Here is a 25580-nt window from a genome sequence, read left to right as displayed (position 1 = left end):
CTGCCCAGGAGCAACGTCCCGTAACTCCCCGTTTCCGCCACTCGGCTCGCCCATCGAGCCAAGACGCCAAGACCGCTGATCGTGGGGATCCTTGCGTCGAGCCGGGAATCCGGCTCACCCCCTGCACGGCGTTCTCATCGATCCCGGTCGGCGGGCTCGGCCGCCTGCGGAGGTGGGCGGAGGTGGGCGGATCTCGCTCGACGCGCTGCCCAACGGTCGGGAGACTGGCGGTCGTGAGAGCCGAGATGGTGTTCCCGGACGGCGCTTGGCAGGAGGTCAGGTTCGGTCTGTTCGAGCCGACCCTCGACTACGGCGGCAGCGCATGGGATCGAGAGGTCCTCGACCCCTGGGTTGCCGCCCACTCGTCGGTCCTGGCGGCGTTGCGGCAGGTCGGCGAGCCGAGGATGGCCGCTGTGGCGTTGGCGCACGAGGACCTGTGGACGTTGTACGCGTTGAGCAGGGTGATGGAGTTGCTGATCCTGCCCGGCCAGCCGCCCGCCACCGGTCCCGGCGACCCTGTGGACTGGCTTCCGGCTTCGGCGTACCGGCGGTTCGTCGCGGCGATCGGCGGCACGTTCCCGGCGGGGGAAGGGTTCCATCCGTTCCCGCACGAGATCGTCGAGGTCGAACCGGCAGACGATCCGCAGGCACCGCCGGTGCTGGCCGGGCAGTGGTGGCCGGGTTGCCTGGTCGGGTCGCTACTGCTCATGCGCGGCGGCGTGAGTGTCCGCGCCGGTGCCGATCACCTGGATCCCGCGCTCACCGCGAGCTCGACGTTGTACTGGGCGTGGCGACGGCGGTACCGGCAGGTGGCCGACCTGTCGCACGGCTGGGGCAGCAACTCGCAGTGGCGTACCGGCTTCCGCCGTGACTACCGACTGCCCGACCGGCTTGTCTACAACGCCGACGCGGCGCTGGACCCGACACCTCCGCATCCCGGCCGCCCGGACCCGAGCACGGACGTGGACCTGCTGCGGTACCGGTGCAGCACCCTGGTCGACCACGGCGACGACCAGTGGGTCTGGGACAGCCACCACGTCGAACCGACAGCACCCACCGCCACACCGCCTGAGTAAGCGATGGGGATCGCCCTGGCAGGGAGGGTCCCGGCTCAGGTCAGGGGCTGGTCGGGGTGAGTCGTAGTTCGGGGAGGTGTTCGGTGGCGGCGGCGATCACGGTGTGGGCGAGGGTTGCCGGGAGGCCGGCCTGCGCGGCGAGGTCCTCGATAGTCGTGTGCTGCTGGTTGAGGAGGTCGACGGCCTTGCCGAGGAGGGAGGGTTGTTCGCGGGGGCCGAGGTCGCCGGGTTCGGGGTGGCCCCACTGGGCGAGCAGGCTCATCCCGCGCCGGTAGGTGTGGTCCCGGTAGACGCCGAGGTCGTGTCCCCGGTAGACGAGGGCTTTCAGGCTGATGCCCCAGCGGCGTTTCAGCTCGTGCAGCCGGTCGAAGTCCAGCCGGGCGGGAAGCTCGGCGGCGAGGGTGGTGCTGGGGGCGAGGAACTCGGAGGCGAAGGCGGTGGCCTCCCGTTCCAGGAGTTGGCTGCCCGGCTCGGCGTCGTGGTGCAGCAGCAGGTGGCCGAGTTCGTGGGCGGCGTCCATCCGGGAGCGGGCCTTGTCGTTCTTGGCCGGGTTGAGGAAGACGAACGGCCGCTGGCCGTACCAGTGTGAGAACGCGTCGACCCGTTCGGAGGCGTCCGGTAGGGACAACACGATCACGCCGTGCGCCTCCAGCAGCCGTACCATGTGCGGCACCGGACCGTCGTCGAGGCCGAACTCCGCACGTGCCGCCGCGGCGACCGTACGGACGTCCTCGGCCCGCGCCGGTTCCGGCCAGTCGAGCTGCGGCAGCCGCAACTGCGGCAGCCGCAACTGCCGGCCCACGGCCTCGACGACCCGCCAGGCGACCTCACCGAACGCCTCCGCCTGGTCCCGCTCCGCCTGACTGGTGGCCCGCAGGCTACGGAAGTGCGCCCGCCCCGGCGACGCCGGAGCCGGGACACCGGCGGCGAAGAACTCCACAGGCATCGCCAACGCCAACGCCAACCGGGCCAGCACCGCCGCCGACGGGCGGGCCTGCCCCAACTCGTACTGGCTGACCGCCGCCGCCGTCACCCCGACCTGCCGGGCCAACTCGTTCTTCCGCATCCGCCGCCACCTGCGCGCCAACCCCAGCGCGTGCGGCTCGAACCCCGCCACGGCCGCGGTGACCGGCACCGGCGGGCGCACCCCGCCCGTCACGCCCGTCGGCCGGCAACAGCACCGAGGGTACGGCCGGCACCGGAGGCGGGCCGCAGCGTCCCGAGCGGCAGCTCCGGCACGGGCAGTTCGTCGTGCCGCTGCACCGGAACCCCGACCGGGTCACCGACGATCGGCAGCGGCGTCCCCACCGTGACGGCGTCACCGAACCAGAGCGTCACCTCGAACCACGGCGACCCGCCCTCACGGTTGTCACGGGGCAACCCGAGGTACGCCGTCGCCTCACCCGTGGTGATGTCACCGGTGTGCGCGACCCGCAGGTGCCGCTTCGGGGGCACCACCCCGGCGAAGACCTCCGGGAACTGCTCGGCGTCGTCGAAGGCCAACTGCCCGTCGCGGCTGTTCTCCACCGCCCCGCCGAGGCGTGCCTCGCTGCCCTCCCACCGGATCGACTCGATCCCGCCCTGCAACGAGTACAACCGCACCACATAGCCGGCACAGAGGATCTCCAGGGAGTTGTCCTCCACCCGCACCCGCACCCCGTCGACCCCGTCGAAGGACGCCTTGCCCAGGTTCGTCAGATTCCGCCACACCGTGGTGCCGAAACTCATCGCGTCGTCACCCAGCTCCGGCTCGTGCCGGTCCGCGGCCCGCCGGTACACCTGCCGGATCAACCCGCCCAGCGGCTCCAGCACACCCCGCCCGTCCAGCACCGCCACCGCGTCATCCAGCAACCCCATGCCGCAGAATCTAGTCCATACCGCAGTTGATGTTGCGGAAATCAAGCAGCCGACACGCCCGGCATCGAACACAGCACTGCCGGCGCGGCCTCACCGGATGCCGCTCCCGGCAGCCCTTCCCGACGCGGCTTCGGGTGCGACAGGCCTACCCGTCGTCGGGGCCCTCGATGCGGACGCCCAGTGCACCGGCGAGGGCGTACGACAGGGCGATGAGGTCCTGGTGGGCGAGGACAGCGCCGGTCATGCTGGTCACGCCGCCGATCCCGGTGAGGTCGCAGCGGGCGAAACGGGTGCCGTCCATGCCCGCCTGGGAGAACTGCGCGCCGGTCAGGTCGCAGTCGGTGAAGCGGGTACCGCGTAGGTCCGCGTGCTGGAAGTCGGCGCGGGTCAGGTTGCAGCCCTCGAACGCCACGTTCGCGAAGGTGGTGAACCGCCACGACGACAGGTCGAGTCGGCAGTCCGAGATCGTGACGTCCCGCAGTGCCCCGTTGACCCACTGCAGGCCGGTCATCCGCGCCGTGGACAGCCGTACCCGGAGCATCGACGACCTGTCCGTCCGCAGGTTCGCCAGGTTCGTACCCTCGAACACACAGTCGGTGAACCGCGCCGCTTCCAGTCGAGTACCGCTGAGGTCGGTGCGGGTGAGGCGGCACCGGGTGAACTCGGCCCCGTCCGCCGACCGCCCGGACAGGTCGAGATCGCCCAGGCCCAGCCGCTCGAACGTCGCCTCGTCGCCGATGGTCAGGTCCCCGGCGGAGGTCAGGTCCGGCGACGCCGGCAGTTTCGGTGCCGCCGGAGCGCGCCACCGGGCGGCACCACGAGCGGACGAACGGGCGACCATGCCGCGCACGCTAGCCGAGCCGGTGGAGACCGCCGCCGGCGGCACGCGGGCGGTCAGGCGGTTCTGGGCCGGTTCCGGCGGATCTTCTCCGCGACGGCGTCGGCGGCGTCGTGGTGCATCTCCCTGGTGACGCTCTGGTACGTATCGCGGGTCAGGGTGGTGGTGGAGTGGCCGAGCTGTTCGGAGACGACCTTGATGTCCACCCCGGCGGCCAGGGCGATGGTGGCCGCGCTGTGCCGCAGGTCGTGCAGGCGGGTCGGCGGGAGCCCGGCCTGGCGTACGAGCCTGCGGAACCGCTGGGTGACCCCGCTGGGATGCCACGGCCGGCCGTCGGGGCGGACGAAGAACAGGCCGGTGTCGGGCCACCCCTCGCCGGCGGCCAAGCGCCACTGGGCGCGGCGGGCCCGATAGGCGGCGAGAACCCTGACCGTCTCGGCGTCGAGGGCGAGGTCCCGGTTACCCGCCCTGCTCTTGGGCTTCTTGCGTACGGCGGTGTAGCCGTGGGTGGCGATCTGGTGGTTGATCGTCAGCTCACGCCTGTCGAGGCGGACCTCGGAGTCGAGCAGCCCACAGGCCTCTCCACGCCGGGGACCCCGGTAGGCCATGAGGTGCCACATCGGGTACAGGTCGGGTGCGTGCATCCGGGCGTGATCGAGGAACGCGACGATCTGCTCGTCGGTCCACACCATGACCCGACCCGGAACCTGCCCGGTGGCCCTCCACCGCTCCACGCGTTCGGCCTCCCACACGATCGGCACCGGCCGGTCGCCGGGAACCTTGACCAGCGCGGCCGGGTTGGAACCGACGATCACCTCCTCGGCGAGAGCGTCGTTGATGGCCTTACGCAGGCAGGCGCGGATACGCTGCCGGGTCGACGCGCCCGTGGTCCGGACACCGACGACCGAGGCGCGCACGTCAGGGTCGCCGCTGGCCCTCGCCGCACGGATCTCCTGGTTACGGCGTTCGATCGCGGCGAACATGGCCCTGATGTGGCCGGTACGCAGCCGGTCCAGCGGGATCTCCCCGAGATGCGGAATCAGGTGAACCCGGACGAGCGACTCGTAGCCACACGCGGTGTTGTCATCGACGGTCAGGTGGGTGAGCCACTCGGTGAGGTACTCGCCGACGGTCACCATGTCAGCCAGCGAACCGTCACCACGCAGCCGTTGCCGGATCCGGTCGACCTCGGGCAGCGGCCGGCCCGACCGCACACAGGTCTGCAACAGGTCGGCGATCTCGGTACGACGGCCCCGGTCCCGGACCGCGAGGGCGAGCAGGGCCCGCGCGTGGTCCAACTCGGCGGCGGCGTCACGGCGGGTCGACAGCCCGGACCGGCGCAACTGCCGACGCCGACCGTCACTGGTCGGCGGCAGTTCCAGCTGGTAGGTCCAGTGACCGTGCTCGAAACTCCAGGACCGGTTGGGGCGACGCAGCTTCGGGCACTCGTTGCCCAACGGCCTACCGGTATCGGGGTGGCGGCAGCCGCAGCGTTTGAAGATGCTCCCGTCTGGCATAGCTCGTGGTGCTCCTCGGGTTCGTGGTGCGGCATCGGTTTGTCGATCGACATCCACGCGTGACACGCCGCGACGATCAAGTCATCGACGGACACCGGCCATCGGCGGGGTCAAGGCTGCGGCCGGCGGGGTCCGCCCTCCGGCCCCGGCGAGACCGGAGGGCAGCGCGGAGGCGGTCAGGGCGGGTCCCCGACGCTGTCGGCGTCCCCTACGTCCGGCCCGGGACCGGCCGCTTGCGGCAGGTGCAGCATGGCCAGGATCGGCGCGGTCGGTACCCGGTAGCGGGCACCGACCCGGTACAGCGGCGTGGGGAACGCGTCGCGGCGGGCCAGCTTGTAGGCGGCCGAGCGGGACATGCCCAGGACGGCGGCGGCCGTGGCGAGGTCCGTGCTCGGACCCAGCGCGCGGATCCGCTCGGCGGTCCACGCCTGCCGTTCCTCACGGCGGGACGCCTCACCGGTGGCGGGTGTAGCGGTTCGGGTTCGTCGTGGCGGTCGCATGGTCAATCTCCCTGATGAAGAAGCTTGCGGTGGCATGGTGAAAGACCCGGCGACGAAGGACGCCGGGTCCGAGCGGTGCGAGGCGTGTCTTTGGTGTACGGGCCGTGGCACGGCGGTAGCGTGGTCGGCCTGCGGCAGCGGAGGTGAACGGTGGCCAGGACGTGGTTGTCGATCCGGGTCGAACTCGTCTCCGGGCGGGGCGAGGACTACTGGCCCCGACCAGGCCGAATCATCGCCGCCGCCAGATCGCACACGTTCGAGCAACTGGGCACAGCCATCGACCTGGCCTTCGCCCGCTGGGACCTCGCACACCTACGGCTGTTCACCCTGGCCGACCAGACCCCGATCTGCTCCTTCCGGACCTGGGAAGACACACCGGACGGCGCGGTGGACAGCGACAGGACCACACTGAACCGACTCACGCCAGGTGATCAGTTCGCCTACGTGTTCGACATGGGCGACGACTGGGCCCACCTGTGCACCGTCGCCGACCACCGCATCGACCCACTCGACGAACTCGGCCTGATGGCCGCCCAGCCCACCCCGTACCGGGGCTGGGGCGACCTACCGGACCAGTACGGCCGCCGCTGGGACGGCGACGACGGGTCCGCCGCGCCGAGACGACCCAGCAACCCCCTGGCCGACCTGCCGCCCATCCTGCCCTGGTGGGGACCCCGACGGCGGTAGCTGCAGCCGACGACCGTCGTCGCCGGCTACCACGCATCCGTGCAGTGCTACGTGTCGCAGGTGATGCCGACGGACGGCGGCGACCAGGCCGGCCCCTCCACCCTGACAGAGCAATGGGAACCCGGCGCGAGACGAGGGGAACTCTCTGCAGCGACTGGCCGAGCAGGCTGAGGTCATCCGCATCGACCGACTGGCTGCCGGCCATGGTCACCGGCCACGATGCGCTGACACCCCCAAACCGGGCTCTGTCAGCTCTGGCGAACACTTCCCGGCCTCACAGCCCTCTGACATCGGCTCACAAGGCCACGGCGATCTCACAGAACACGCAAAAGACGCTGGCCGCTGCTGCTCACAGTCCGCCCACTGGGCCCGCGGGTTGCGGCCTGCTCGATCGGCGACCGCCTGTCGGGGACCACGCCTCGCCACCACTCGGCCATTCAGAGGCCATGATCGATAGGGTCGCCGGTTGGCCGGTGCTGTCAGCCCTCCGGCCCCCGGCGAAGCTCATGACAGGCGTCGTGAAGCTGTCACTTCATCCTGGTCGACTTCTGTCAGAGGACCGCTGTCCTGGCAGAGCCCGCGCTGACAGGTGTCACCGCGCCGCGACACCGCCTCTGACAGAGACCCGGTGCCCTGACAGCGCTTCTCCGTGCTCTGACAAGCACGCTCACGAGCCTGACGAGCGCCCGGCAGTAGACGTTGTCGGAGCTGCTGACGGAGATAACCGTTCAACCACCCGCGATGTCCAAGACCAAGCCATCGGTACCGACGCACCCCCCGCTCGCGGGGGGGGTGCCGCAGCTCCGCGTGTCAACTCGCAGTTCAGGGTCGTTCTGTCAGCGATCAATCCGATGATCGTCGCTAACGCTGACGTGTCGGTCCCCTCGCGAGAGCGTCCAGCCTGCAGCAATGCAGGGGCGGGCACAGGAGCCTCGTTGTCAAAGGTCTATCAGCTCGTCGGGGCGCAATCGGTGTCACAGCATCTCCTGCCGTGACACAAGCGTCGTGTCACGGCAGGACATGCTGAGCTGAAGCTGTGTCACGGGTGCTGTGAGACGCGCGAGTCACCTCAGGCGTGCTGGGGCTGACACCGGGAGGTTGATGCCGGTGCGGCCATACGCCACAGGTGCCGCCGCTGCCAGGGCTGCGTCCCGGTCAGCCTCACGCAGGCGCTCGATCGCGGCCGTAAAGTGCTGCATCGCCTGTTCGGCCAGCGGGTGTGGCTGGACGCAATCACTGCGGCAAGCTGGTCACGAGTCTGGATGGCCGCCTCGATGCCAGCCGCCGCGCGTACCTGTGTCTGCGCGATGCCGTTCAAGACCGCGTGCAGCTTGGCGGCAACCACGGCCATACTCGCCGGCCACCTCCCCAGCACATGAAGCTGAAGCGTAGCGGCGAGCGCACAGGATGTCTCGGTGATGATGTCTCCGGCGAACCAGCACTCCTCGATCTGCACGCCAACAGCGCCAGTTGTCCGCCGTGTCAGTTCCGGGTTCGGCTTACGTAGCCCGTGCACATCGCTGAAGAGCTGGGCGGTGAACCTGGAGGCCGAAACCTGCTGCGGCGAGGATGCCCCGGTGCGCGGCGGGCAATGCGCGCAGCCGCGCGAAGCCGGTCCAAATCGGAATGGATGTAAGCTCTCGGGGCACCATCCGAGATGGACGGTGCTTCACTTTGAAGAGCTTTAGGCGCACGTGTCTCCATTACCATCGTTCCATGAGGGGAGTGTCGCGTGCATAGGCCGACGATGCTGAGGCATCCCCCGACCCGTGCGGTGCCCCCTCGCATGGTCCGCTCGATCCGGCAAAGCCGTACGCCAAGCAGTGGCCCTGTCAGGGAAGCAGGCTGTTACGAACCATGACGTACGACATCGTGGCTCCTGAGCCTGCGGGCATGGTTGCTTCGCTCAGCTCCCTGGGGTACTCGCTGCCGGCGGCTGTCGCGGATCTGATAGACAACAGCGTCTCGGCGGAGGCCCGAAACATCGACGTTGAGTTCACCTGGGCGGGGCGGGACTCGTGGATCGCGGTCATCGACGATGGCAGGGGCATGAGCGTCCAAGAGCTCGTAACGGCCATGACCGTGGCGGCCCGCGGGCCTGCGACGTCACGCGCCTCCACCGACCTGGGCCGTTTCGGAGTGGGCCTGAAGTCGGCCTCGTTCTCGCAGTCGCGACAGCTCTCCGTGGCCACCGCCACGGCCGGTGACTGGTACGTACGGACCTGGGATCTCGACGTCGTCGAGGAGACTGGCGAGTGGCGGCTGCTCCACGGGGCTGACGTCGACACCACCACCGTGTTGGACAGACTTCGGAGTGGCACTGACCACGGCACGATCGTGCTCTGGCGTCGGCTCAACGGCTACCGCGGTGGTGACGTGAGCGAGGACGACGAGCGCACCCAGAGGCAGTTCTATGCCGAGGCAGCCCGTACGGAGTCGCACCTCGCAATGGTGTTTGCCCGCTTCCTCACTGGGGGCCATCGCCGGAACCTGCGGGTGTCCGGGAGCGCGGTGGAACCCTGGGATCCGTTCATGAGCAACCACCCCTCGGTACAGCGGCTCCCCACTGAAAACCTGCCCATCGGGGGCAATTCCGTACGGGTCGAGGCTTTCATCCTCCCCAGCGCCCACCGGCTCACGCCGGAGGAGTATGAGGCAGCTGCGGGACCGCAGGGGTGGCTCGACCAGCAGGGTTTCTACGTTTACCGCCGCAATCGCCTGATTCTGGCCGGCGACTGGCTGGGGCACAGGGGCATGCGCCGCGAGGAGAAGTACAACCTGGCGCGTATTGCCATCGATATACCGGCCGGAACAGACGCCGAGTGGAGCGTCGACGTGAGGAAGTCCAGCGTCGTTCCGCCCGTCGGCCTACGGCAGCACCTCAACCGCATCGCGAGGCAGGCCCGGGCGTCGGCGGCGGACGTGCTGCGGCACCGTGGACAGGTCGCTGCGCGCATCCATGGTGATCCTCTTTCGTACGCTTGGAACGTGCGCCGAACGGACGGCAGGGTCACCTGTCGGATCAACCGCAGCCATCCACTGGTCCAGGCCGTGCTGCGACCTGGCGGCAGCAACACCGCGGACGTTCGCGCGTTGGTTCGACTGCTGGAGGAGACGGTGCCCGTCACCGCCCTGCGCGTGATGCACGAGACGGACACCAGCGACGACCCGGAACCGTTCGGCGGGCCAGGGCCCGCTGGCGAGGCGGCGACCGAGGTCGCGCAGCGTATCTACGAGTCGCTGGTTTCGGGCGGACGGTCGCCCGCCGCCGCGCGTGAGAGGTTACGCACCATGCCCCCTTTCAACCAACTGCAGGGTTTCTGGAATAGATGAGCCCTGACCCGTTGTCGGCGGCCGGTCCTGCTCTCTACGTCCCGCTGGAGGTTGTCTTGTGAGTGCCCCTGCCGACGAGCCGATGGCTAAGGCCACGCGCCTGGTTCTCGGATTCCTTCCTCAGGATCGCCAGCCGAAGCTGGAGGAGGTGCAGACCGCGGTCAACGCGATCTTTGGGATGCTCGCCGCGCAGGGGGAGAACCTTGACCGGGACCAGTTGGCCAAGGAGATAGAGGCCATGACCGCCGTCTTCCAGGAGCGGTCCATGGCGCTTGTCGATCCCAAGGGGCATGAACCCTGGCTGCCCGAGGCGAAGAACGACCGAGCCTGGGACTTCTGGGAGCGTTACCGGCGGTACCTCGAGGACGTCGTGAACCTTCCACCATGGGTCGTGAGACGGCTGGACCAGAGTTCTGACGAGGTGCTCAGCCAGATCGAGGATCCACGCCGGCCTGGCCCCTGGCGTCGGCAGGGTCTGGTGATCGGCCAGGTGCAGTCGGGCAAGACCGGCCAGTACATTGGCCTTGCCGCGAAGGCTGTGGATGCGGGATACCGGTTCATCGTGGTCCTTGCCGGCATCCACAACGATCTCCGGAGCCAGACGCAGCTGCGGATCGACGAGGGACTTCTGGGCTTCGACACCCAGCACCAGAGCAGGTCCAACGAGGAGGGCCGCTCGCGTGCGATCGGCGCGGGTGCCATGCCCCTCGCGAAGAAGCTCGATATCGCGTCCCCGACAAGCAGCGCGGAGAAGGGCGACTTCGGCCTCGCGACGGCCAAGGCCATCAACTTCCCTCTCGGCAGCTTCCCCGTCGTCCTCGTCGTCAAGAAGCACTACAAGATTCTCGAGTACCTGCGCAAGTGGGTGACGGACGTCCACGGGACCGAAGGCGAGCACGGCGACAAGGTCGTGAAGGACCTCCCCCTGTTCGTCATCGACGATGAGGCCGACAACGCCTCGATCAACACGGCCCGTGACCCGGAGGCAGACCCGACCAAGACCAACGACGCGATCCGTAGGCTCATGAAGAGCTTCGACAAGGCCGCGTACGTCGGATACACGGCCACTCCCTTCGCCAACATCTACATCGACCCGGAGGTTGACCACGACATCGTCGGGGAGGACCTCTTCCCGTACAGCTTTATCCGCACTCTCCCGTCCCCATCGAACTACCTGGGTCCTGAGCGGGTCTTCGGCCTGCAGGTGGACGACGAGGATGAGGACGACGTGGAGCCGCTGCCGCTCGTACGGCACGTGAACGACACGGACACCTGGCTCCCCACCAAGCACAGGTCCGGTGACAGCCCCGGCGACAGACTCCCGCAGTCCCTTCGCGACGCGATTTCCTCGTTTGTGCTCGCCTGTGCGGCTCGCCGGGCGCGGGGCCAGACGAAGGTCCACAACTCGATGCTGGTGCACGTCACCCGGTTCACCGCCGTGCAGACCCTGGTACGCGACCAGGTCGACGACCACCTACGGCTCATCGTGGAAACGCTCCGTGACCGGTACGGGAAAGGCCCTGCGCTTCGTGCCGAACTCAGGGCTCTCTGGGAGCAGGACTTTGTTGCCACCACGGCCTGTTTCCCGGCCGACGAGGCCCAACGCCTGACCTGGGAGCAGGTATCGGAGCAGCTCCTACCTGCCCTCAGGAAGATCCAGGTCAAGACCGTGAATGGGGCGTCCAAGGATGCGCTCGACTACTACGAGAACCGGCGGAACGGCCTGTCCGTGATCGCCATCGGAGGACAGAAGCTCTCCCGTGGTCTCACCCTGGACGGCCTGACCGTCAGCTACTACCTGCGTGTTTCGAAAACATACGACACCCTCCTGCAGATGGGTCGGTGGTTCGGGTACCGGCCCGGCTATGAGGACATGTGCCGTCTGTACACGACGCCGGCGCTTCAGGCGGCCTACGCGGAGGTCACGGCTGCCACCGACGAACTTCGCAGGGAGGTCGAGGAGATGGCGGCCCTCAGACTCACCCCGAGGGAGTTCGGGCTGAAGGTTCGGTCCTCCTCGCTGGGACTCACCGTGACTGCGGCCAACAAGATGCGGCAGGGCACGAGGATCCTCCTCAGCTACTCGGGGGAGGGACCCGAGACAGTGATCTTCAACTTTGCGGACAAGGCCGTTGAGAAGAACTTCAATGCCCTCGAAGCCCTTGTCCGTCGGCTGGACGCTGTCGCGGAGTCCGTACCCGGTCCCCCAGCGGGTAATGTGCGGTGGCAAGGAGTTCCCCCTGGCATTGTTTCCGAGTTCCTCACCTCCTACGAGCCGGACCGCATGGCTCAGCGGGTACGTCCGGGACTCATTGCCAGGTACGTGGAGCAGTGCGCCAAGGTGGGCGAGCTGGGCAGCTGGACGGTGTGCCTGGTCAGTAACACAACGCCGACGGCCACTTCGCTGCCCATCGCCGGGCACACCGTCGGCCTCGTGACCCGCAAGCCCCTCAATCCCGGTTTCAGGACCGAGGGCAGGTACACGATTCGCCGAGTGCTCAGCCCACCAGACGAGCTCGTCGATCTCGACGAATCACAGCGGGCTGCTGCATCCGAGGCCGCGAGAAGAGCCGCAGAGGAGAAGGAGAAACCGTCAGTCCCGAAAACGCCGGCTGGTCCGCACATCCGACGGCAGCGGCGGACCGACCAGGGTCTCTTACTGATCTACCCCATCAAGGTGCCGCAGGCTGACGACGGGGAGCCAACGACACGACCTCTTGTCCTTGTCGGTTTCCAGGCGAGCTTCCCGCACTCCGAGTACCAGTCGAAGACCGAGTACATCGCCAACACCGTCTGGCTCCAGGAGGACATTTACACCATCGACGAGGAGGACGAGGCGTGACGGTCACCGAGAACGAGTGGCGTGAGCTGGAAAGCCCACAGGGTGTCCCGGGACGGTCCAGCCTCCGTCTGCATCCGGATGCCCCGCTCGACATCTTCCTCTCCGTCTCCCACCCCGGCCGACAGCGCATGCTGGTGTTCAGAGCGGACGCGCGTTCCGTCGACCCGATCGTGCGGTCGGTGGGTCGTCTCCCCACAGCCGCCGGGATCGAGATGGGCCTGAGCGCGGTGTCGCGGACCGAGTACGAGCTGCAGGTGATCCTGACGGCGGACGGGCTCCGTGAGGTGTTCAACCCGCTCGTCACCGACGTTGCCGAGACCGCCAGGGCCGCGCGCGCCGCGGCGGAGGCTCTGGCAGCCGCTGTGAACAGGTTCGAGAGGTGGCAGGAACTGCTGCGTGCGGTGAGCAGGGACGGGCTAAGCGCCGAGGCGCGGCGTGGACTCTACGGTGAGCTCCTGGTGCTCGGGGATGTTCTCTTGACTTCCCTGAGCCAGTCCGACGCGGTCGGAGCGTGGACGGGTCCCACCGGAACCAACCAGGATTTCCAGCTGCCTGATCTGGCCATCGAGACCAAGGCCAGCGTCGCGAGGCGGCCGACGAGCGTACGGATCGCCAGTGAGAGGCAGCTGGACGGAACCGGTACGCCTGCGCTGTTCCTGGCGCTCGCGAGCCTCGACGAGCGACGCGGCGGATCGGGAGAGAGCCTGAACAGAAGGGTGGACATTATTCGACAGCGGCTCACGAGTCCCGCCGCCCGGGCGAGGTTCGACGGACTGCTCATTCAGGTCGGCTACCTACCCGGGCGCCCTGACCTCTACGAAGAACCCCGGTACACCCTTCGAGAGCTGCGGTTCTGGCATGTACGCGAGGGCTTCCCCAGATTGGTCGAGTCGAATCTGCCAGAGGGCGTCGGCAATTGCACGTACCACGTGAGCACCTCGGGTCTTGACGCCTACCGCACCACACCCGATGCGGTAAAGGAGCTGATCGGAGGATCCCGTGGCTGAACTCGACCTGGCCGAGTTCGCGCGGAGCGTCGTTGCTGACACTCAAGCGACCGCTGATGCTGAGGGGACCACCACCCCCGAGGCGTTTACGCGCCGTGTTCTCGAGGACCTGGAGCAGGCCGGCGTCGTGTCGAACACCTTCACCGCCTATCACAAGATGCACGGCCATGAGGTTCACGGATACGGTATCGGCGACTCAGGTGAGTCCCTGGACCTATTCATCACGGACTTCCAGCTGGACCCCTTGGGGACCAAGCTCACGAAGGCCCAGACCCTGACGTCCTTCCGACGGCTTCTGGTGTTCGTGCAGCGCTGCCGGGACGGGCTGCAGCAGCATATCGACGAGTCGTTCGACGTGTACGACATGTGCGAGGCGGTCGAGAAGGCCCTCACCGAGGTGCGCCGGATCAGACTTTTTTTGCTCAGCAACAGGGCGTGCACCGCAAACGAGGTTCCAGTTTCGGAGTTTGACGGCCTTCCGGTGACCCACGAGGTGTGGGACCTGGCGCGACTGCACCGCCACGCAACGTCGGGCGCTCTCGGCGAGCCCATAGTGGTGCCCTTCAAGCCTCCACTACCGTGCGTCTCCGCGCCGAGTTCGGAGGAGGACCACTCAGTGGTCCTAGCAGTCGTACCCGGTCAGATGCTCGCCGAACTGTACGCCGAGTACGGCACCCGGCTCCTCGAACTCAACGTTCGCTCCTTCCTCCAGACCCGCGGTGCGGTCAACCGAGGCATCCGGGAAACCCTGCTGAACGCACCGGGACGGTTCCTGGCCTACAACAACGGCATCACCGCGACCGCTTCACAGGTCGAGTTCGTGACGGGCCCGGACGGCGAGCCCAGCCACATCGCTGCGGTGCACGGCCTCCAGATCGTGAACGGCGGTCAGACGACCGCCTCGCTCCATCACGCGCTAAGTCGCGACAAGGCAGACCTGTCTCACGTCCGAGTACAGATGAAGCTGACGGAGGTAGCACCCCAGCGACTCGCGGAGATTGTTCCGAAGATTTCGGAGTACTCCAACACGCAGAACCGGGTGACCCAGGTCGACTTTAGCTCCAACCACGACTACCACGTGGACATGCAGCGGATCACTCGATCCCTGTGGGCCCCAGCGGTCGATGGCAGCGGCCAGGAGACCCACTGGTTCTACGAGCGTGTGCGAGGCCAGTACACGGACGAACTGGCTAAGGCCCGCACCCCAGCACGGCAACGGCAGTTCAAGAAGCTGAACCCCACGAAGCAGAAGTTCACCAAGGCGGACCTCGCCAAGTTTGTTCACTCATGGAACCAACTGCCATACCACGTGAGCCGAGGAGCACAGAAGAATTTTGTCGAGTTCATGCTCAATGTGGACAAGTTGCCGCCACGCGTCGACATTCAGTACTGCCAGAGAGTGATCGCGATGGCCATCCTGTTCAAGGCGGTGGATCGAGTTGCCGGCATTCACGAAGCAGGTAGCCACAAGAGCCTGGTGACCACGTATACCGTCGCTCGCCTGTCGCTCGCGACCGGCCGCCGCCTCGATCTTGACCGGATCTGGCGGGAACAGGGCATCTCGGTCGTACTGGAGGCTGCGCTGCACGACCTGTGCCCCCGTGTCATGGGGGCGGTCCTCAAGCCGGACGAGGGAAACCATGTCGGCGAGTGGGCAAAGAAGGCGGCGTGCTGGGACGCCGTGTCCAGGGTGCCCTGGAAGACTCCCCGAGATCTGGCGGTGGAGTTGTCGGATCACGCCCTTGACGATGCGGCGCTCGCTGGCGGTGACGGTGGCGAAGAGGGCGGGGGTGAAGAGGTAGCTCTCATCTCGGTCGACGAGTGGTACGCGATCGAGCGTTGGGCCAAGGAGACTCGCAACCTCGAACCCTGGCAGCGACAGTTGGCCCAGTTCGTGGCGAGGCGACTCGAGTTGGAAGAAGAGGTCCCCGAGACGCACGCCATTCAGGCCCTGCATGCTCGTAGCGAGGCGCTACGGTTGGGATTCAACCCCGGCATGTAGGCCGCGCGTTGGGCGTGCTCGTCACGCGCCCAACGCCTTGCCAGGCCGTCCTCGCTTCCACCTCAGGTGACGGGTTCGGGTGGGTTTCGAACCGCGGGAAGGGTGTGGCACTCTCCCACTCGGATGACGTTCACGGGCCGGGGGTGTGATCATGGCCGGAGGTGGCGGGGCGCTAAGGCGACAGTGGGTAACCACTGCAGAAGGGGAACACCTTCGTGGTCGGCGGGTAAGGGATACCAAGCCCGAGATCGCCCTCAGGACCGCGGTGCACCGGCTCGGTCTCAGGTTTCGCCTTCAAAGGAGAGTGACGCCGCGATGCACGGCGGACTTTGTACTTCCCAAGTACCACGTCGCGGTCTTCGTCGACGGATGCTTCTGGCACGGCTGCCCCGACCACACTCCCAGGGAGTTCCGGGGCCCCAACGCGGCACTCTGGCGGGAGAAGATCAAAACTAACAGAGAACGGGACACGCGCAACACCGAGCAAGCAACGGCTGCTGGATGGACCGTGCTTCGGATCTGGGAGTGCGAGATCCGACGTGATGTTGAGGGAGCCGCACAGCGGGTCGCCAAGACCGCGGATTCGAACGGCGCGGTGTGACGCCGCCGACCGGCTATTCCTGACCGAAGGTCAGAGTCAGCAGGTCTCCGGGCAGTTCCTTCCGGCTGGCACAGTGAGCAATGAGTGGACACTCCGAGCACACAGGTTGATCTTCCCTGCAGAGGTCCATACCGATCAACCGTATCGCGCCCATGCGTAGAGGTGCGTCCGCGCCCGCGCCCACGAGTTTCACCAGGTTGACGCGGCCCTCGCTGAGGCGGTTGGCGTGATCCGGCTCGATACCGTTCACCCGAGCCGCGACCCTCAACGTGCTCTGGCCCACCAGCATGAGATCCTCTCCGATCAGCAGCCGGTAGAGAGCCGCCTCGGCTGGCTTCATGGCCAGCTTGGCGGGTACGTCGAATCGCTTCTTCCACTGCCAGTCATAGGACCTGTCCACCAGTGGGGCCAAGCGGTCCACGCGGGCCCGGACCGACGCCGAGGGCGCCGCGTCGACGAGCCTCCTGAACAGGGCTGCGGTGAGCGTCTTCGACGACCTGACGTTCGTCATGAGCTCCGCCATCACGGCTGGCTTGGTCTTCGCGCCGGAGACCATGGCTACCACGGCGGCATGAAGCGATACGGGCTTCTCGCCGGGAAACTGATACCAGTCCTTGCCGACCAGCCTCTGCCTAGCCCAGTCGGTGAGGCCACTCCTGACCTGACGCCAATGGGGCCGGAGCCCGACAGGCATGGCAGTGGCGTCGCCAACAGGCTTCAGTACCTCCGCTGCGGCCTCGCCCAGCAGCGGAGGGACGGCGTTCCCGATTTGGTGGAAGGCGTCACTCCGGGTACCGGCAAACCGGAAATGGTCCGGGAACGTCTGAACACGTGCCGCCTCCCGCACGGTGAGCGTCCGAAGTTGCTGCGGGTGGATGTACCAGTAGCCGTCCTTGGCGATATGGGCGGTGATCGTACGGCTGAGCTTGTTCCAGGCCAGCTTCTTGTACTTGTCCGTGTACTTCTCCGCGCTGTAGCGCTGGTACCCCCTCTCGTCCTCGGCCAGCTTCTCCTGGAGATCCGAGTACTTGGTGTCGGGCTCCATGACCTCAAAGATCCGGTGGTCGTCGATCCGGACCCTCCGCGTCATATGGTCCCAGACCACTCCCCGAGGCGTCTTCTCACGCATCTTCGCGGCGAAAGCGGACAGGTCGCGGGGCTTACGGTACTTCAGCTCCCGATCTCCGACCCGTTCCGTCGGAACGACCTCCAGCTCGGGCAGGTCGCCGATGGCTTCGCGCAGGGTGGTGCGCACAGAGTCGGGCTTCCGCCACGTGAAGTCGTCGACATCCCTCCTCGCCAGAAGGATGAGACGTTTCCGATGCTGAGGAACGCCGTAGTGCCAGGCGTCAACGAGCCGCACCTGCGTTGCGTAGCCGAGCTCCTCCAACTCCTCCTCGATCGTCCGGATGACGAAGAAGTCGTCGTGGAGCCCCATGTCGGGAACGTTCTCCATGAGGACCGCGCGCGGGCTGATCCGCTTGACCATGTCAAGGTACGCGCTCCACAACTCCTTCCTGCGGTCCTCCGGGTCGCGGCCATGGTTCTTCACGAGGTCGCGGATCTTGTTGCGCCCCGCCCTGCTGAACGGCTGGCAGGGGGGTCCTCCTGCGACGAGATCGATCTTGGCTGGCCTGAGGACACTTTCAAGCCTGTCGCGCTCGGCGGGGTCACCGAGATCCATCTTCAGGCTGAGGCCCGGGAAGTTCGCCCGGTGGGTTTCCAGCGCACGCTCATCGAAGTCCACTGCTGCTGCTGTGGTCCATCCCGCCCGCTCTATGCCGGAGCTGAGGCCGCCGGCGCCGGAGAAGAGGTCCACAGCCAGCCTCTTGCCCTTGCCGAAGCCTTCCAGCCAGTCCTGGAAACCCTCCAGGGTGCAGCTGTTCTCGTTCGGATCCAGCTTGAGGTAGTCACTGCGTTCAAGAGGTACGCCGTAGTGCCCCTTTTTCACAGCACGACCCTTCGTACGCGTGACATCAACCAGGACCAGGAGAACACAGACACGCTCGTGGAAGCAAGAATTCTGCCGCAGCGGACATCAGGACAACTTGCTGCACACCCGTCGCGCCCCTTAGACATCGCTGTCCTCGGTCCTGCGCCCCAGGTCCGAACCGCTGGTCGACTCTGGGACGGTCAATCGTAAACGACCGAGAGATCATGATGCTCACCGGTTCGGCGGGAGCGTCCGTCAAGGACCACGCTCATACGTCCCTTGGCTGGTCTGGTAGCGGACGGCCAGCTTGTCGGAGCGGGTCGCGACGGCCCGATGGCGTTTGAGCCGGTTGATGCCCCGCTCCACGGCATGACGCTGCATGTACCGCTCGGGATCGAAGGCCGGGGGCCGGCCGCCCTTCGACCCCTTCCGACGCCGGTTGGCATCCTGATCGGCCTTCGACGGGATCGTCGCAGCGATGCCTCACCGCCGCAGGTACCGGCGGTTGGCTTTCGACGTGTACGCCTTGTCAGCCAGGACCCGATCCGGTCGGGTCCTGGGGTGCCGGCGGCCAGGCGGGAAACACGAATAGCGGCCAGGACCAGGATGAGAGCGACCCAGGCATGGTCGTCTGGCTCGACGCTGACACGGCCGGGCGCCTCGGCCTGCAGATCCCCCTTCTCGCGCCCCAGCAGAGGATCCCGTCGATCAACTGCCGCTTGGTCCATGACGACGATCGACCTGGCCGCTTCGGCGCGGGTCGCAACGGCTCTAGCACCGCCCGCTGCACGTCGGTCAGGTCATGCCGCCCCGTCACTGCGAGGGTGTCCACGCAGGTACGAAGGCTGGTGCCTCCACGCTTCGGCGGACTGATAGGGCACTCGTTCCTCCCGATGGACTGGTGGACTGGCCGAAGCGACCGAACCGGCCCACTGAGCCTCTTCCTGCCTGAACACTCCCACACCCGGTCTGGCCGTGGCGGGGGGCGTGTGGCTGGCCAGCTATCCGGCGCTGAGCGTGCGCACGCGTGCGCGCCTGCTCGGCGAGGCCCGGCACGCCGTCGGCGCTCGGACCGCCGCGGCACTGGGCTCACTGCTGATCACCGGTGCGGCCGTGCTGCTCATTCAGGCGCTCATGGCAGGCCGCTCGTGGTGGTGGGTGGGGCTGGCCGCCGGCGCCGGCACGTTCATCCACTCCCTGCGCGACGCCATGACCCGCTCCGGCTCGCCGCTGTGGTGGCCGCTGCGGATCCGGGTCTGCCGGTAGCAGTCGGTGGACACCCTCGGGCGCTGCGCTTCACTACCGGCCGGATGGGCGAGAAGGTGGTAGTCGCCGGAATGATCCTTCGAGTGTTATGGCACCGTATGTCCTTTTCACGGCTCCCCCGTCGGCAACGCCAAAGCGCTCCCCGTATCGTCGGGATATAACGCTGGCGTTTTGATGTGAGGTATAGTGAACTCATGGCCGGGTGGGAAGTCAGCTTGACCGACGAGGTCGACGACTGGTTCGAGCGCCTGGCCAAAGAAGACCCCGACTCCGCCAACCAGGTAGCCGCCGCGATTGACCTGCTCGTCGAGCACGGCCCGGCACTCGGGCGTCCGCTCGTCGACAGGATCAAGGGATCCGACTACAAGAACATGAAGGAACTGCGACCCGGCTCATCCGGCAGCAGCGAGGTACGCATCCTGTTCGCCTTCGACCCCCAGCGGGAAGCGATCCTGCTGGTGGCAGGCGACAAGGCCGGCAACTGGAAGGGCTGGTACGAGACCAGCATCCTCGAGGCCGACCAACGGTTCACTGAACACCTCAAAGGGCTGAAGGGACAACGCTGATGGCACGCAGCTGGCGGGACACGCGCTCCCGCATCGACCTCGATGAGGCCAAGGTCACCGAGCACAAGGAGCGGATGCTCGCTGAGGTCCGCGCCACCCGGCTGCGCGAGGTGCGCGAGCGGCGCGGGCTGAGCCAGAAGGACGTCGCCGAGCGCATGGACGTCTCGCAGCCGCGGGTCGCCGCCATCGAAAAGGGCGAGGTGCCGGCCACCGAGGTCGGCACCATCCAGCGCTACGTCTCGGCCCTCGGCGGCAAGCTGGAGCTCGTCGCCGACTTTGACGGCGAGCGCTTGGCGCTCGGCTGACACCAAGCACGCAGACGAGGCCCCCGCCCATGGTGGGGGCCTCGTCTGCGTGCGACGGTGGAAGCCCCTCTAGTGAAGGAGAGCGATGATCCTGCAGCCGTACCCCCTGTGGCTGGCCCAGGAGATGAGCGACCTCGCGTCCCCGCTGGTCGGCGCGGTCATCGGGTGGCAGCCGCCGCCAAGTAACGAGGCGGCCTACCCGCAGGAGCTCTCGCCGGTGTTTGTGACGCAGGGCGACGACCACGGTGGCGGAGGCGTGTACGTGGCGGTCAGCCCCTGGTTTATCGGACCCACTGCGGCGGAGGCACGCGAGCTAGCGCTGGAGTACGCTAGGCCCCGTCGCCAGGAACAGGAAGCCGCTCAGGAGCTAGAGCGCAGGAACCAGCAGCGCGAAGATGCGACCGGGCGGGCGCGCAGACGGGCCGAGGGCGGTGATCTGGAGGTGGCCAAGGCGCTCGCTGAGACGTCGATGCGCCCCCGGATTCCGAAGCTTGTGGCGGTGCTCGCCGACGCCGAGTGGAAGCGCACCGACGCGCGGCGCATCGAGCTGCGCGTGCGCAAGCGCACACCCGTCATGGATGTGGTGACCGACTGGCAGAACGACGTCCGCGCGGTGGTCCAGAGCGTGCTGGGCGACGACTGGCAGGTCGACATCCGGATGCCGGGGCTCCTGGGTGGCCTGCGGTGAAGCCACCACGGCCCACCCAGCTACACCCCGCGGAACGGGCTCTCTCGAGGTCTACCTCCGGCGGAGCCTGTAGCCCCCGCATCACGCTCGCGTAAGCGGCCCGCACCTGCCCCATGTGCAGGCCGCCGTTGTAGCGCAGCTGAGCGCCCACCGACCGGCGTACGACTGACTGCGGCGGCTCTCCAGCGGTATCCGGGCGCGGTCCCGTGGCGGATGACTGCGGCTGACTACCTGCCGGCGGCGGGCACCGGCACAGCACTGCTCGGCACGCCCACCCGGACGCCCTGGGACGAGTCGATGCGGCGTGCCGGCCGAGCAGTGACGGAGGAACGGCTGCTCGATCGGCTCATCGCCGACCTACGGGCGGCCGGAGCCAGATAGCGGCAGGCCGGTGTTACTCGGTGGATGCCGCAGGTCGAACGTCGTGGGCCCCCGTACCTAACACGGGCGTCGCCGCAAATCGAAAGAGTGCCTTCTCGCAGATCGAATATCGCAATAAGCCAAGCGTGCTGGGCCTAGCCTGGTAGGCTTACGGCCATGGGTCGGTTCTCGGAGGATGAGCTGCAGGCGGTTGTCTCCAGGTACGAGGCGACGCGGGCGCAGGCGTTGACCGAGCGGGACGAGCAGTTGCGGGCGTTTCACGCGGCCGGATGGCGGCCGGTGGACCTGCAGCGGGTCACCGGGTACAGCCGAGAGACGATCCGCCAGGCCCTCCGACCGGAGGTCCGACGGGCGACCAACCTCAGCCGACGCAGGACATCACCCCAGCCGCCGGCGGACTACCGGCCCTACGGTGACCGGAAGCCCTACGTGGTGGCCGAAACCCTTACCGCGCTGCACGGCCCAGCTGAGGGCAGGGTGACGCTTCCGCGTCACCTCGACTGGTCCGGGCACGCCGAGTACGACCTCGATCGACCCGCACGCCTGGCCAGCATGTACAAGGTGGTGCTCACCGAAGCCAGCACCGTCGAGGATCTGAACACCTGGCTCGACGCCGACCTCCTCCGGCGGCTCTGGCCCAGCCTCTGGCTGCCGCCCCAGCTCCGGCAGCGCTGGGAGGAAGCCTTCCCCGAACTCGCCGCGACCCGCAGCAACGCGGCGTAGCGGTGGACCCCTTCCACGAACGCCTCGCCCGCACCGGGCTCGCGGCGGCCGATCGATACGGCTTCGCGTTGGCCGGCGGATACGCGGTCCAGGCCGCCGGGCTTGTCGAGCGGCCCAGCGAGGACGTCGACCTGTTCACCGCCTGGGACCGCCGCAACGAGTTCACCTCCGCGGTCACCGCCGTCGTGCACGCCTATCGCGGCGACGGCCTGACCGTCGAGACCGAGCGGCAGTACGACGCCTTCGCCCGGCTGGCCGTCACCGACGGCATTCGGGTTGCCAAGGTCGAACTCGGCGTGGACTGGCGGGCCAACGAACCGATCCTCATGGCGATCGGACCCGTCCTCCACCCCGACGACGCGGTCGCGAACAAGATGAGCGCCCTCTACGGGCGGGCGTTCGCCCGGGACTTCATCGACATCGACGCCACCCTCCGCTCCGGCCGCTACACCCGTAACGCCCTTCTCGCCCTCGCGCAGCGCGCCGACCGTGGCTTCGACCCGCGCATCTTCGCCGACGCCCTCGGACAAGCCACCCACCTCGACCCCGACGACTTCGCCCAGTACGGCGTCACCGGCCCAGCGCTGGACGATCTCCGAAGGCGATTCGCGGAGTGGCGCCGCGAACTACTCGACGACGAGGAACGATGACTCGGCCCCGACTCACGGCTACGTCATGCCGACACCACAGGGCCCACAACGTTCCAGCTGATCTTCGGCAAGGGATCGCAGCGAGCCCGCGAAGCGACCGGCACGCAACAGGGACGATAGGAAATCTGCAGGACATCGGCCTGTGGACACCGGCGGAGGCCAGTCTTAGGAAACCGATGCTCTATCCCCTGAGCTACGAGGGCGCGAGCGCCTAGTCTAGCGACCTGCGGGTTCACCTGGGGTGGCAGGGAGTGGCCCACGTTCACCCGCAGCGCCAGGACCCGTGTTCGCCCAGCCCAGGACCACAGCCCGAGCACACGAACCCCCGTTTGCGACCACGAGCGGCTGCGTCGACACCGAGTGACCCGGGTTGGCATCCGCTGACGAGCACACGTCGCGCACCTCATCGAAGATCGACGACGTGTCGTCCACGCACCCACCTTCAGCGTCTGCACCACAGGGGCGCGGAGAGCTCACCCTGAGGTCGCTCCCACCCCGCCATACCCACCGCGACGGTCTCCACCGGATGCGCACCCATACCGACACACATGCCCGATACGGCGGGGGACCCTCGAACGGCACGACCAGTGACCCGCAGATCGAACACCAGATGGCCGCATAACGAATACGAACGATGCCGCAAACTGAAAGACACAGTCCCCGCAGATCGAAAACTCTCCCGCTATCATCACCCTGTGCCCACACCGCACCTGGTCCCCCGCCGCGCCGCCGCGCAGGTCGACGCTGCTCTGGCGGACACCCGGGTCGTCTTGATCACCGGAGCACGGCAAGCAGGCAAGAGCACCCTGGTCCGCCTCGTCGCCGGGGATCGCCTGGCCGAGCGCCGCGATCTTGATCGGGCCCAGGACAGGGCGGCGGCGATCGCCGACCCGGTCGGGTTCGTGGACTCCTCCGAACTCCTGGTCATCGACGAGATCCAGCGTGCTCCGGAACTACTGCTGGCCATCAAGGCAGCAGTCGACGAGGACCCTCGTCCGGGCCGGTATCTGCTCACCGGCTCGTCTCGGTTGTTCGGCATGGTTGCCGCCCCGGACGCGTTGCCCGGCCGGATGGAGACCGTGGAACTCTGGCCGTTCTCCCAGGGAGAACTCGATGCCGAGCCGGACGGATTCATCGACGCCGTCTTCACGCTCGGCCCGGACCTGCGACACGAGTCGGAGGTGACCCGCGCCGACTATGCGGCCAGGATAGTGCGCGGCGGCCTACCCGAGGCCACCACCCGTACCGACCCCCGCCGCCGCCAACGGTTCCTCGACGCCTACGTCCAGGCGCTCATCGACCGCGACGTCCGGCAACTGTCCGACATCCAGCACAAGGGCGAGCTACGCAAACTGGTACGCCTGCTCGCGGCCAGGTCCGCGACCATCATCGCCGCCAACTCCCTCGAATCCACCCTCGGGCTCAGTCGACCGACGATCGCCCGCTACCTCCAGGCCCTGGAAGAGATCTTCCTGATCAAGCGGATCCCGGGCTGGTCCCGCAACCTGGGCACCCGGGCCACCGCCGCATCGAAACTGATCTTCGTCGATTCGGGCATCGCCGCCAACGAGATCGCGACCGACGCCCGGGCACTACTACGGCCGGGCGCACCGTTCGGCCCGCTGCTCGAATCATTCGTCCTGTCCGAGCTGTCCCGGCAGCTCACCTGGTCCGAGCAGCCCGTCGACCTGTCCCACTACCGCGACCAGAGCAGGTACGAAGTCGACGCGGTGCTCGAAAACAGATCCGGCCAGGTAGTCGGGATCGAAGTCAAAGCAGCCACCACCATCGGGCCCGAGGACTTCCGCGGGCTACGCCGACTCGCCGACCGCCTCGGTGACGACTTCATCGCCGGCATCGTCCTCTACACCGGAACCTCCACGCTGCCGTTCGGCGACAGACTCCGCGCAATGCCGGTCAGCACCCTGTGGCAGGCACCCGCCCCGACAGCAGACTGACCTCACCCACAGGAGAGCGTTCGCCCCTCCGCCACTACTCCACGGTGCCTCAGCACGGGCGGCTAATCGCGCACGTGCAGGCGGAAACCCGCACGGCCAGGAGCCTCCAGGCCCTCCTTCAGCCGTAGTGACGGGATCTCGTAGTCGCCGGAGTTCTGCCGCCGGAACGCGATGGGCGCGGTCGTCTCCAGCGTCAGCAACCGCTCCTTCCACCTTTTCGCGGCGTCCTCGAACTCGCCGCCGGAGATCCGGTCGGCGCCGTACAGCACGAACGGCGGCAGCACCTCCATACCCGGGTAGTAGAGGATCCCGTGGTGGATCGGGAACAGCAGATCCTCGATCGGGCCGTTGATCCCGCGGTCGGTGTAGTGCGACTGCGGGCCGCCGACGGTCACCGAGAGGATCGCCCGCCGGCCGAGCAGTGTTCCCTCGCCGAAACGCTCGCCGTAGCGGGTCTCGTCGTGCACGCCCACGCCGTAGGCGAAGTGGAAGGAGAACACCCGGTCCACCCAGCCCTTGAGGATGGCCGGCATCGTGTACCACCACATCGGGAACTGGAGGATCACCGTGTCGGCCCAGAGCAGTTTCTCCTGCTCGGCCGTCACGTCGGGGGTGAGCGCGCCGGCGTCGTACGCCCCACCCGAACTCGGTACCACCCGCAGCGGGCCGGTGGCGTACCCGCCGAAGTCGGCCGCGTCCACGACGGCCTTCCAGTTCATCGCGTACAGGTCACTCACCCGCACCTCGTGACCGGCGGCCTCAAGGGTGGACACCGCGACGTCCTTCAGCGAGCCGTTCAGCGAACGCGGCTCCGGGTGGGCGTACACGATGAGCGTCTTCATGGCTGGTC

General features: G+C 67.6%; 22 protein-coding genes and 2 pseudogenes. 15 read left to right on the top strand and 9 right to left on the bottom strand.

From position 1 onward, the window contains the following. Positions 1–233: 233 nt before the first annotated feature. Positions 234–1076, top strand: coding sequence for a hypothetical protein (locus tag B5D80_RS11125; protein ID WP_144081640.1), 843 nt, complete (start codon positions 234–236; stop codon positions 1074–1076). Positions 1077–1116: 40 nt separating this feature from the next. On the opposite strand, the gene B5D80_RS11120 is transcribed toward B5D80_RS11125, so the two are convergent. The 5 genes from B5D80_RS11120 to B5D80_RS11100 form a co-directional block, all read right to left on the bottom strand. Further along, a complete protein-coding gene (locus B5D80_RS11120; RefSeq protein WP_211291457.1) occupies positions 1117–2211 on the bottom strand; it encodes an XRE family transcriptional regulator in 1095 nt (364 codons plus the stop codon). 20 nt (positions 2212–2231) lie between these two features. Then, a complete protein-coding gene (locus B5D80_RS11115) occupies positions 2232–2933 on the bottom strand; it encodes a hypothetical protein (RefSeq protein WP_088643744.1) in 702 nt (233 codons plus the stop codon). A gap of 145 nt (positions 2934–3078) precedes the next feature. Beyond that, positions 3079–3774, bottom strand: coding sequence for a pentapeptide repeat-containing protein (locus tag B5D80_RS11110; protein ID WP_088643743.1), 696 nt, complete (start codon positions 3772–3774; stop codon positions 3079–3081). 53 nt (positions 3775–3827) lie between these two features. Continuing rightward, entirely contained in the window at positions 3828–5288 is a 1461-nt protein-coding gene (locus B5D80_RS11105; RefSeq protein ID WP_088643742.1) for a tyrosine-type recombinase/integrase, read from the bottom strand. A 176-nt stretch (positions 5289–5464) separates the two neighbouring features. Beyond that, positions 5465–5788, bottom strand: coding sequence for a MerR family transcriptional regulator (locus tag B5D80_RS11100; RefSeq protein ID WP_245854466.1), 324 nt, complete (start codon positions 5786–5788; stop codon positions 5465–5467). Between the two features lie 150 nt (positions 5789–5938). Here B5D80_RS11100 and B5D80_RS11095 point away from each other — a divergent pair, with 150 nt between their 5' ends. Beyond that, positions 5939–6475, top strand: coding sequence for an IS1096 element passenger TnpR family protein (locus B5D80_RS11095; protein WP_088643741.1), 537 nt, complete (start codon positions 5939–5941; stop codon positions 6473–6475). A gap of 1076 nt (positions 6476–7551) precedes the next feature. On the opposite strand, the pseudogene B5D80_RS11090 reads toward B5D80_RS11095, so the two are convergent. Next, positions 7552–7826 (bottom strand): annotated as a pseudogene (locus B5D80_RS11090) (DddA-like double-stranded DNA deaminase toxin); the annotation flags it as partial. Positions 7827–8332: 506 nt separating this feature from the next. Between B5D80_RS11090 and B5D80_RS11085 the strand changes: the two are divergent. The 5 genes from B5D80_RS11085 (at position 8333) to B5D80_RS11065 (ending at position 16260) form a co-directional block, all read left to right on the top strand. After that, entirely contained in the window at positions 8333–9808 is a 1476-nt protein-coding gene (locus B5D80_RS11085; protein ID WP_088643740.1) for an ATP-binding protein, read from the top strand. 58 nt (positions 9809–9866) lie between these two features. Continuing rightward, positions 9867–12650 carry a Z1 domain-containing protein gene (locus B5D80_RS11080; RefSeq protein ID WP_088643739.1) on the top strand — a complete coding sequence of 928 codons (2784 nt, stop codon included), beginning with the start codon at positions 9867–9869 and terminating at the stop codon, positions 12648–12650. Continuing rightward, complete coding sequence (locus B5D80_RS11075; protein WP_088643738.1) at positions 12647–13657, top strand: PD-(D/E)XK motif protein; 1011 nt, start codon at positions 12647–12649, stop codon at positions 13655–13657. Before B5D80_RS11080 ends, B5D80_RS11075 begins: the two co-directional genes overlap by 4 nt. Beyond that, a complete protein-coding gene (locus tag B5D80_RS11070; protein ID WP_088643737.1) occupies positions 13650–15659 on the top strand; it encodes an AIPR family protein in 2010 nt (669 codons plus the stop codon). The genes B5D80_RS11075 and B5D80_RS11070 overlap by 8 nt, the downstream gene beginning before the upstream one ends. A 151-nt stretch (positions 15660–15810) precedes the next feature. Next, complete coding sequence (locus B5D80_RS11065; RefSeq protein WP_088643785.1) at positions 15811–16260, top strand: very short patch repair endonuclease; 450 nt, start codon at positions 15811–15813, stop codon at positions 16258–16260. A gap of 13 nt (positions 16261–16273) precedes the next feature. On the opposite strand, the gene B5D80_RS11060 is transcribed toward B5D80_RS11065, so the two are convergent. Then, positions 16274–18211, bottom strand: coding sequence for a DNA cytosine methyltransferase (locus B5D80_RS11060; RefSeq protein WP_088643736.1), 1938 nt, complete (start codon positions 18209–18211; stop codon positions 16274–16276). Positions 18212–18448: 237 nt separating this feature from the next. After that, positions 18449–19025 (bottom strand): annotated as a pseudogene (locus tag B5D80_RS35100) (transposase). A gap of 185 nt (positions 19026–19210) precedes the next feature. On the opposite strand from B5D80_RS35100, the gene B5D80_RS11050 reads away from it, so the two are divergent. The 8 genes from B5D80_RS11050 (at position 19211) to B5D80_RS11015 (ending at position 24730) form a co-directional block, all read left to right on the top strand. Beyond that, a complete protein-coding gene (locus B5D80_RS11050) occupies positions 19211–19459 on the top strand; it encodes a metal-dependent hydrolase (RefSeq protein WP_144081639.1) in 249 nt (82 codons plus the stop codon). Positions 19460–19653: 194 nt separating this feature from the next. Next, a complete protein-coding gene (locus B5D80_RS11045; RefSeq protein WP_088643734.1) occupies positions 19654–20025 on the top strand; it encodes a type II toxin-antitoxin system RelE/ParE family toxin in 372 nt (123 codons plus the stop codon). Continuing rightward, positions 20025–20330, top strand: a complete 306-nt coding sequence (locus tag B5D80_RS11040; protein ID WP_088643733.1) for a helix-turn-helix domain-containing protein — start codon at positions 20025–20027, stop codon at positions 20328–20330. The genes B5D80_RS11045 and B5D80_RS11040 overlap by 1 nt, the downstream gene beginning before the upstream one ends. Before the next feature lie 85 nt (positions 20331–20415). Next, positions 20416–21018: a hypothetical protein gene (locus B5D80_RS11035; protein WP_088643732.1), complete on the top strand. Its 603-nt coding sequence runs from the start codon at positions 20416–20418 to the stop codon at positions 21016–21018. A gap of 165 nt (positions 21019–21183) precedes the next feature. Next, positions 21184–21399: a DUF2399 domain-containing protein gene (locus tag B5D80_RS11030; RefSeq protein ID WP_281253456.1), complete on the top strand. Its 216-nt coding sequence runs from the start codon at positions 21184–21186 to the stop codon at positions 21397–21399. A 156-nt stretch (positions 21400–21555) separates the two neighbouring features. Further along, positions 21556–22122 (top strand): hypothetical protein, encoded by a 567-nt coding sequence (locus B5D80_RS11025; protein WP_088643731.1) that lies wholly within the window; start codon positions 21556–21558, stop codon positions 22120–22122. Between the two features lie 2 nt (positions 22123–22124). After that, positions 22125–22772 carry a nucleotidyl transferase AbiEii/AbiGii toxin family protein gene (locus B5D80_RS11020; RefSeq protein WP_088643730.1) on the top strand — a complete coding sequence of 216 codons (648 nt, stop codon included), beginning with the start codon at positions 22125–22127 and terminating at the stop codon, positions 22770–22772. A gap of 695 nt (positions 22773–23467) precedes the next feature. Further along, positions 23468–24730 carry an ATP-binding protein gene (locus B5D80_RS11015; protein ID WP_088643729.1) on the top strand — a complete coding sequence of 421 codons (1263 nt, stop codon included), beginning with the start codon at positions 23468–23470 and terminating at the stop codon, positions 24728–24730. Positions 24731–24792: 62 nt separating this feature from the next. Here the strand turns inward: B5D80_RS11015 and B5D80_RS11010 are convergent, their stop codons facing one another. Further along, a complete protein-coding gene (locus B5D80_RS11010; RefSeq protein ID WP_088643728.1) occupies positions 24793–25572 on the bottom strand; it encodes an NAD(P)H-dependent oxidoreductase in 780 nt (259 codons plus the stop codon). Positions 25573–25580: the final 8 nt, after the last annotated feature.

The organism is Micromonospora wenchangensis, from assembly GCF_002210435.1.
Lineage (GTDB): Bacteria > Actinomycetota > Actinomycetes > Mycobacteriales > Micromonosporaceae > Micromonospora > Micromonospora wenchangensis.
The sequence above is the reverse complement of the archived record's forward strand: the minus strand, read 5'-3'. Positions and strand labels throughout refer to the sequence as shown.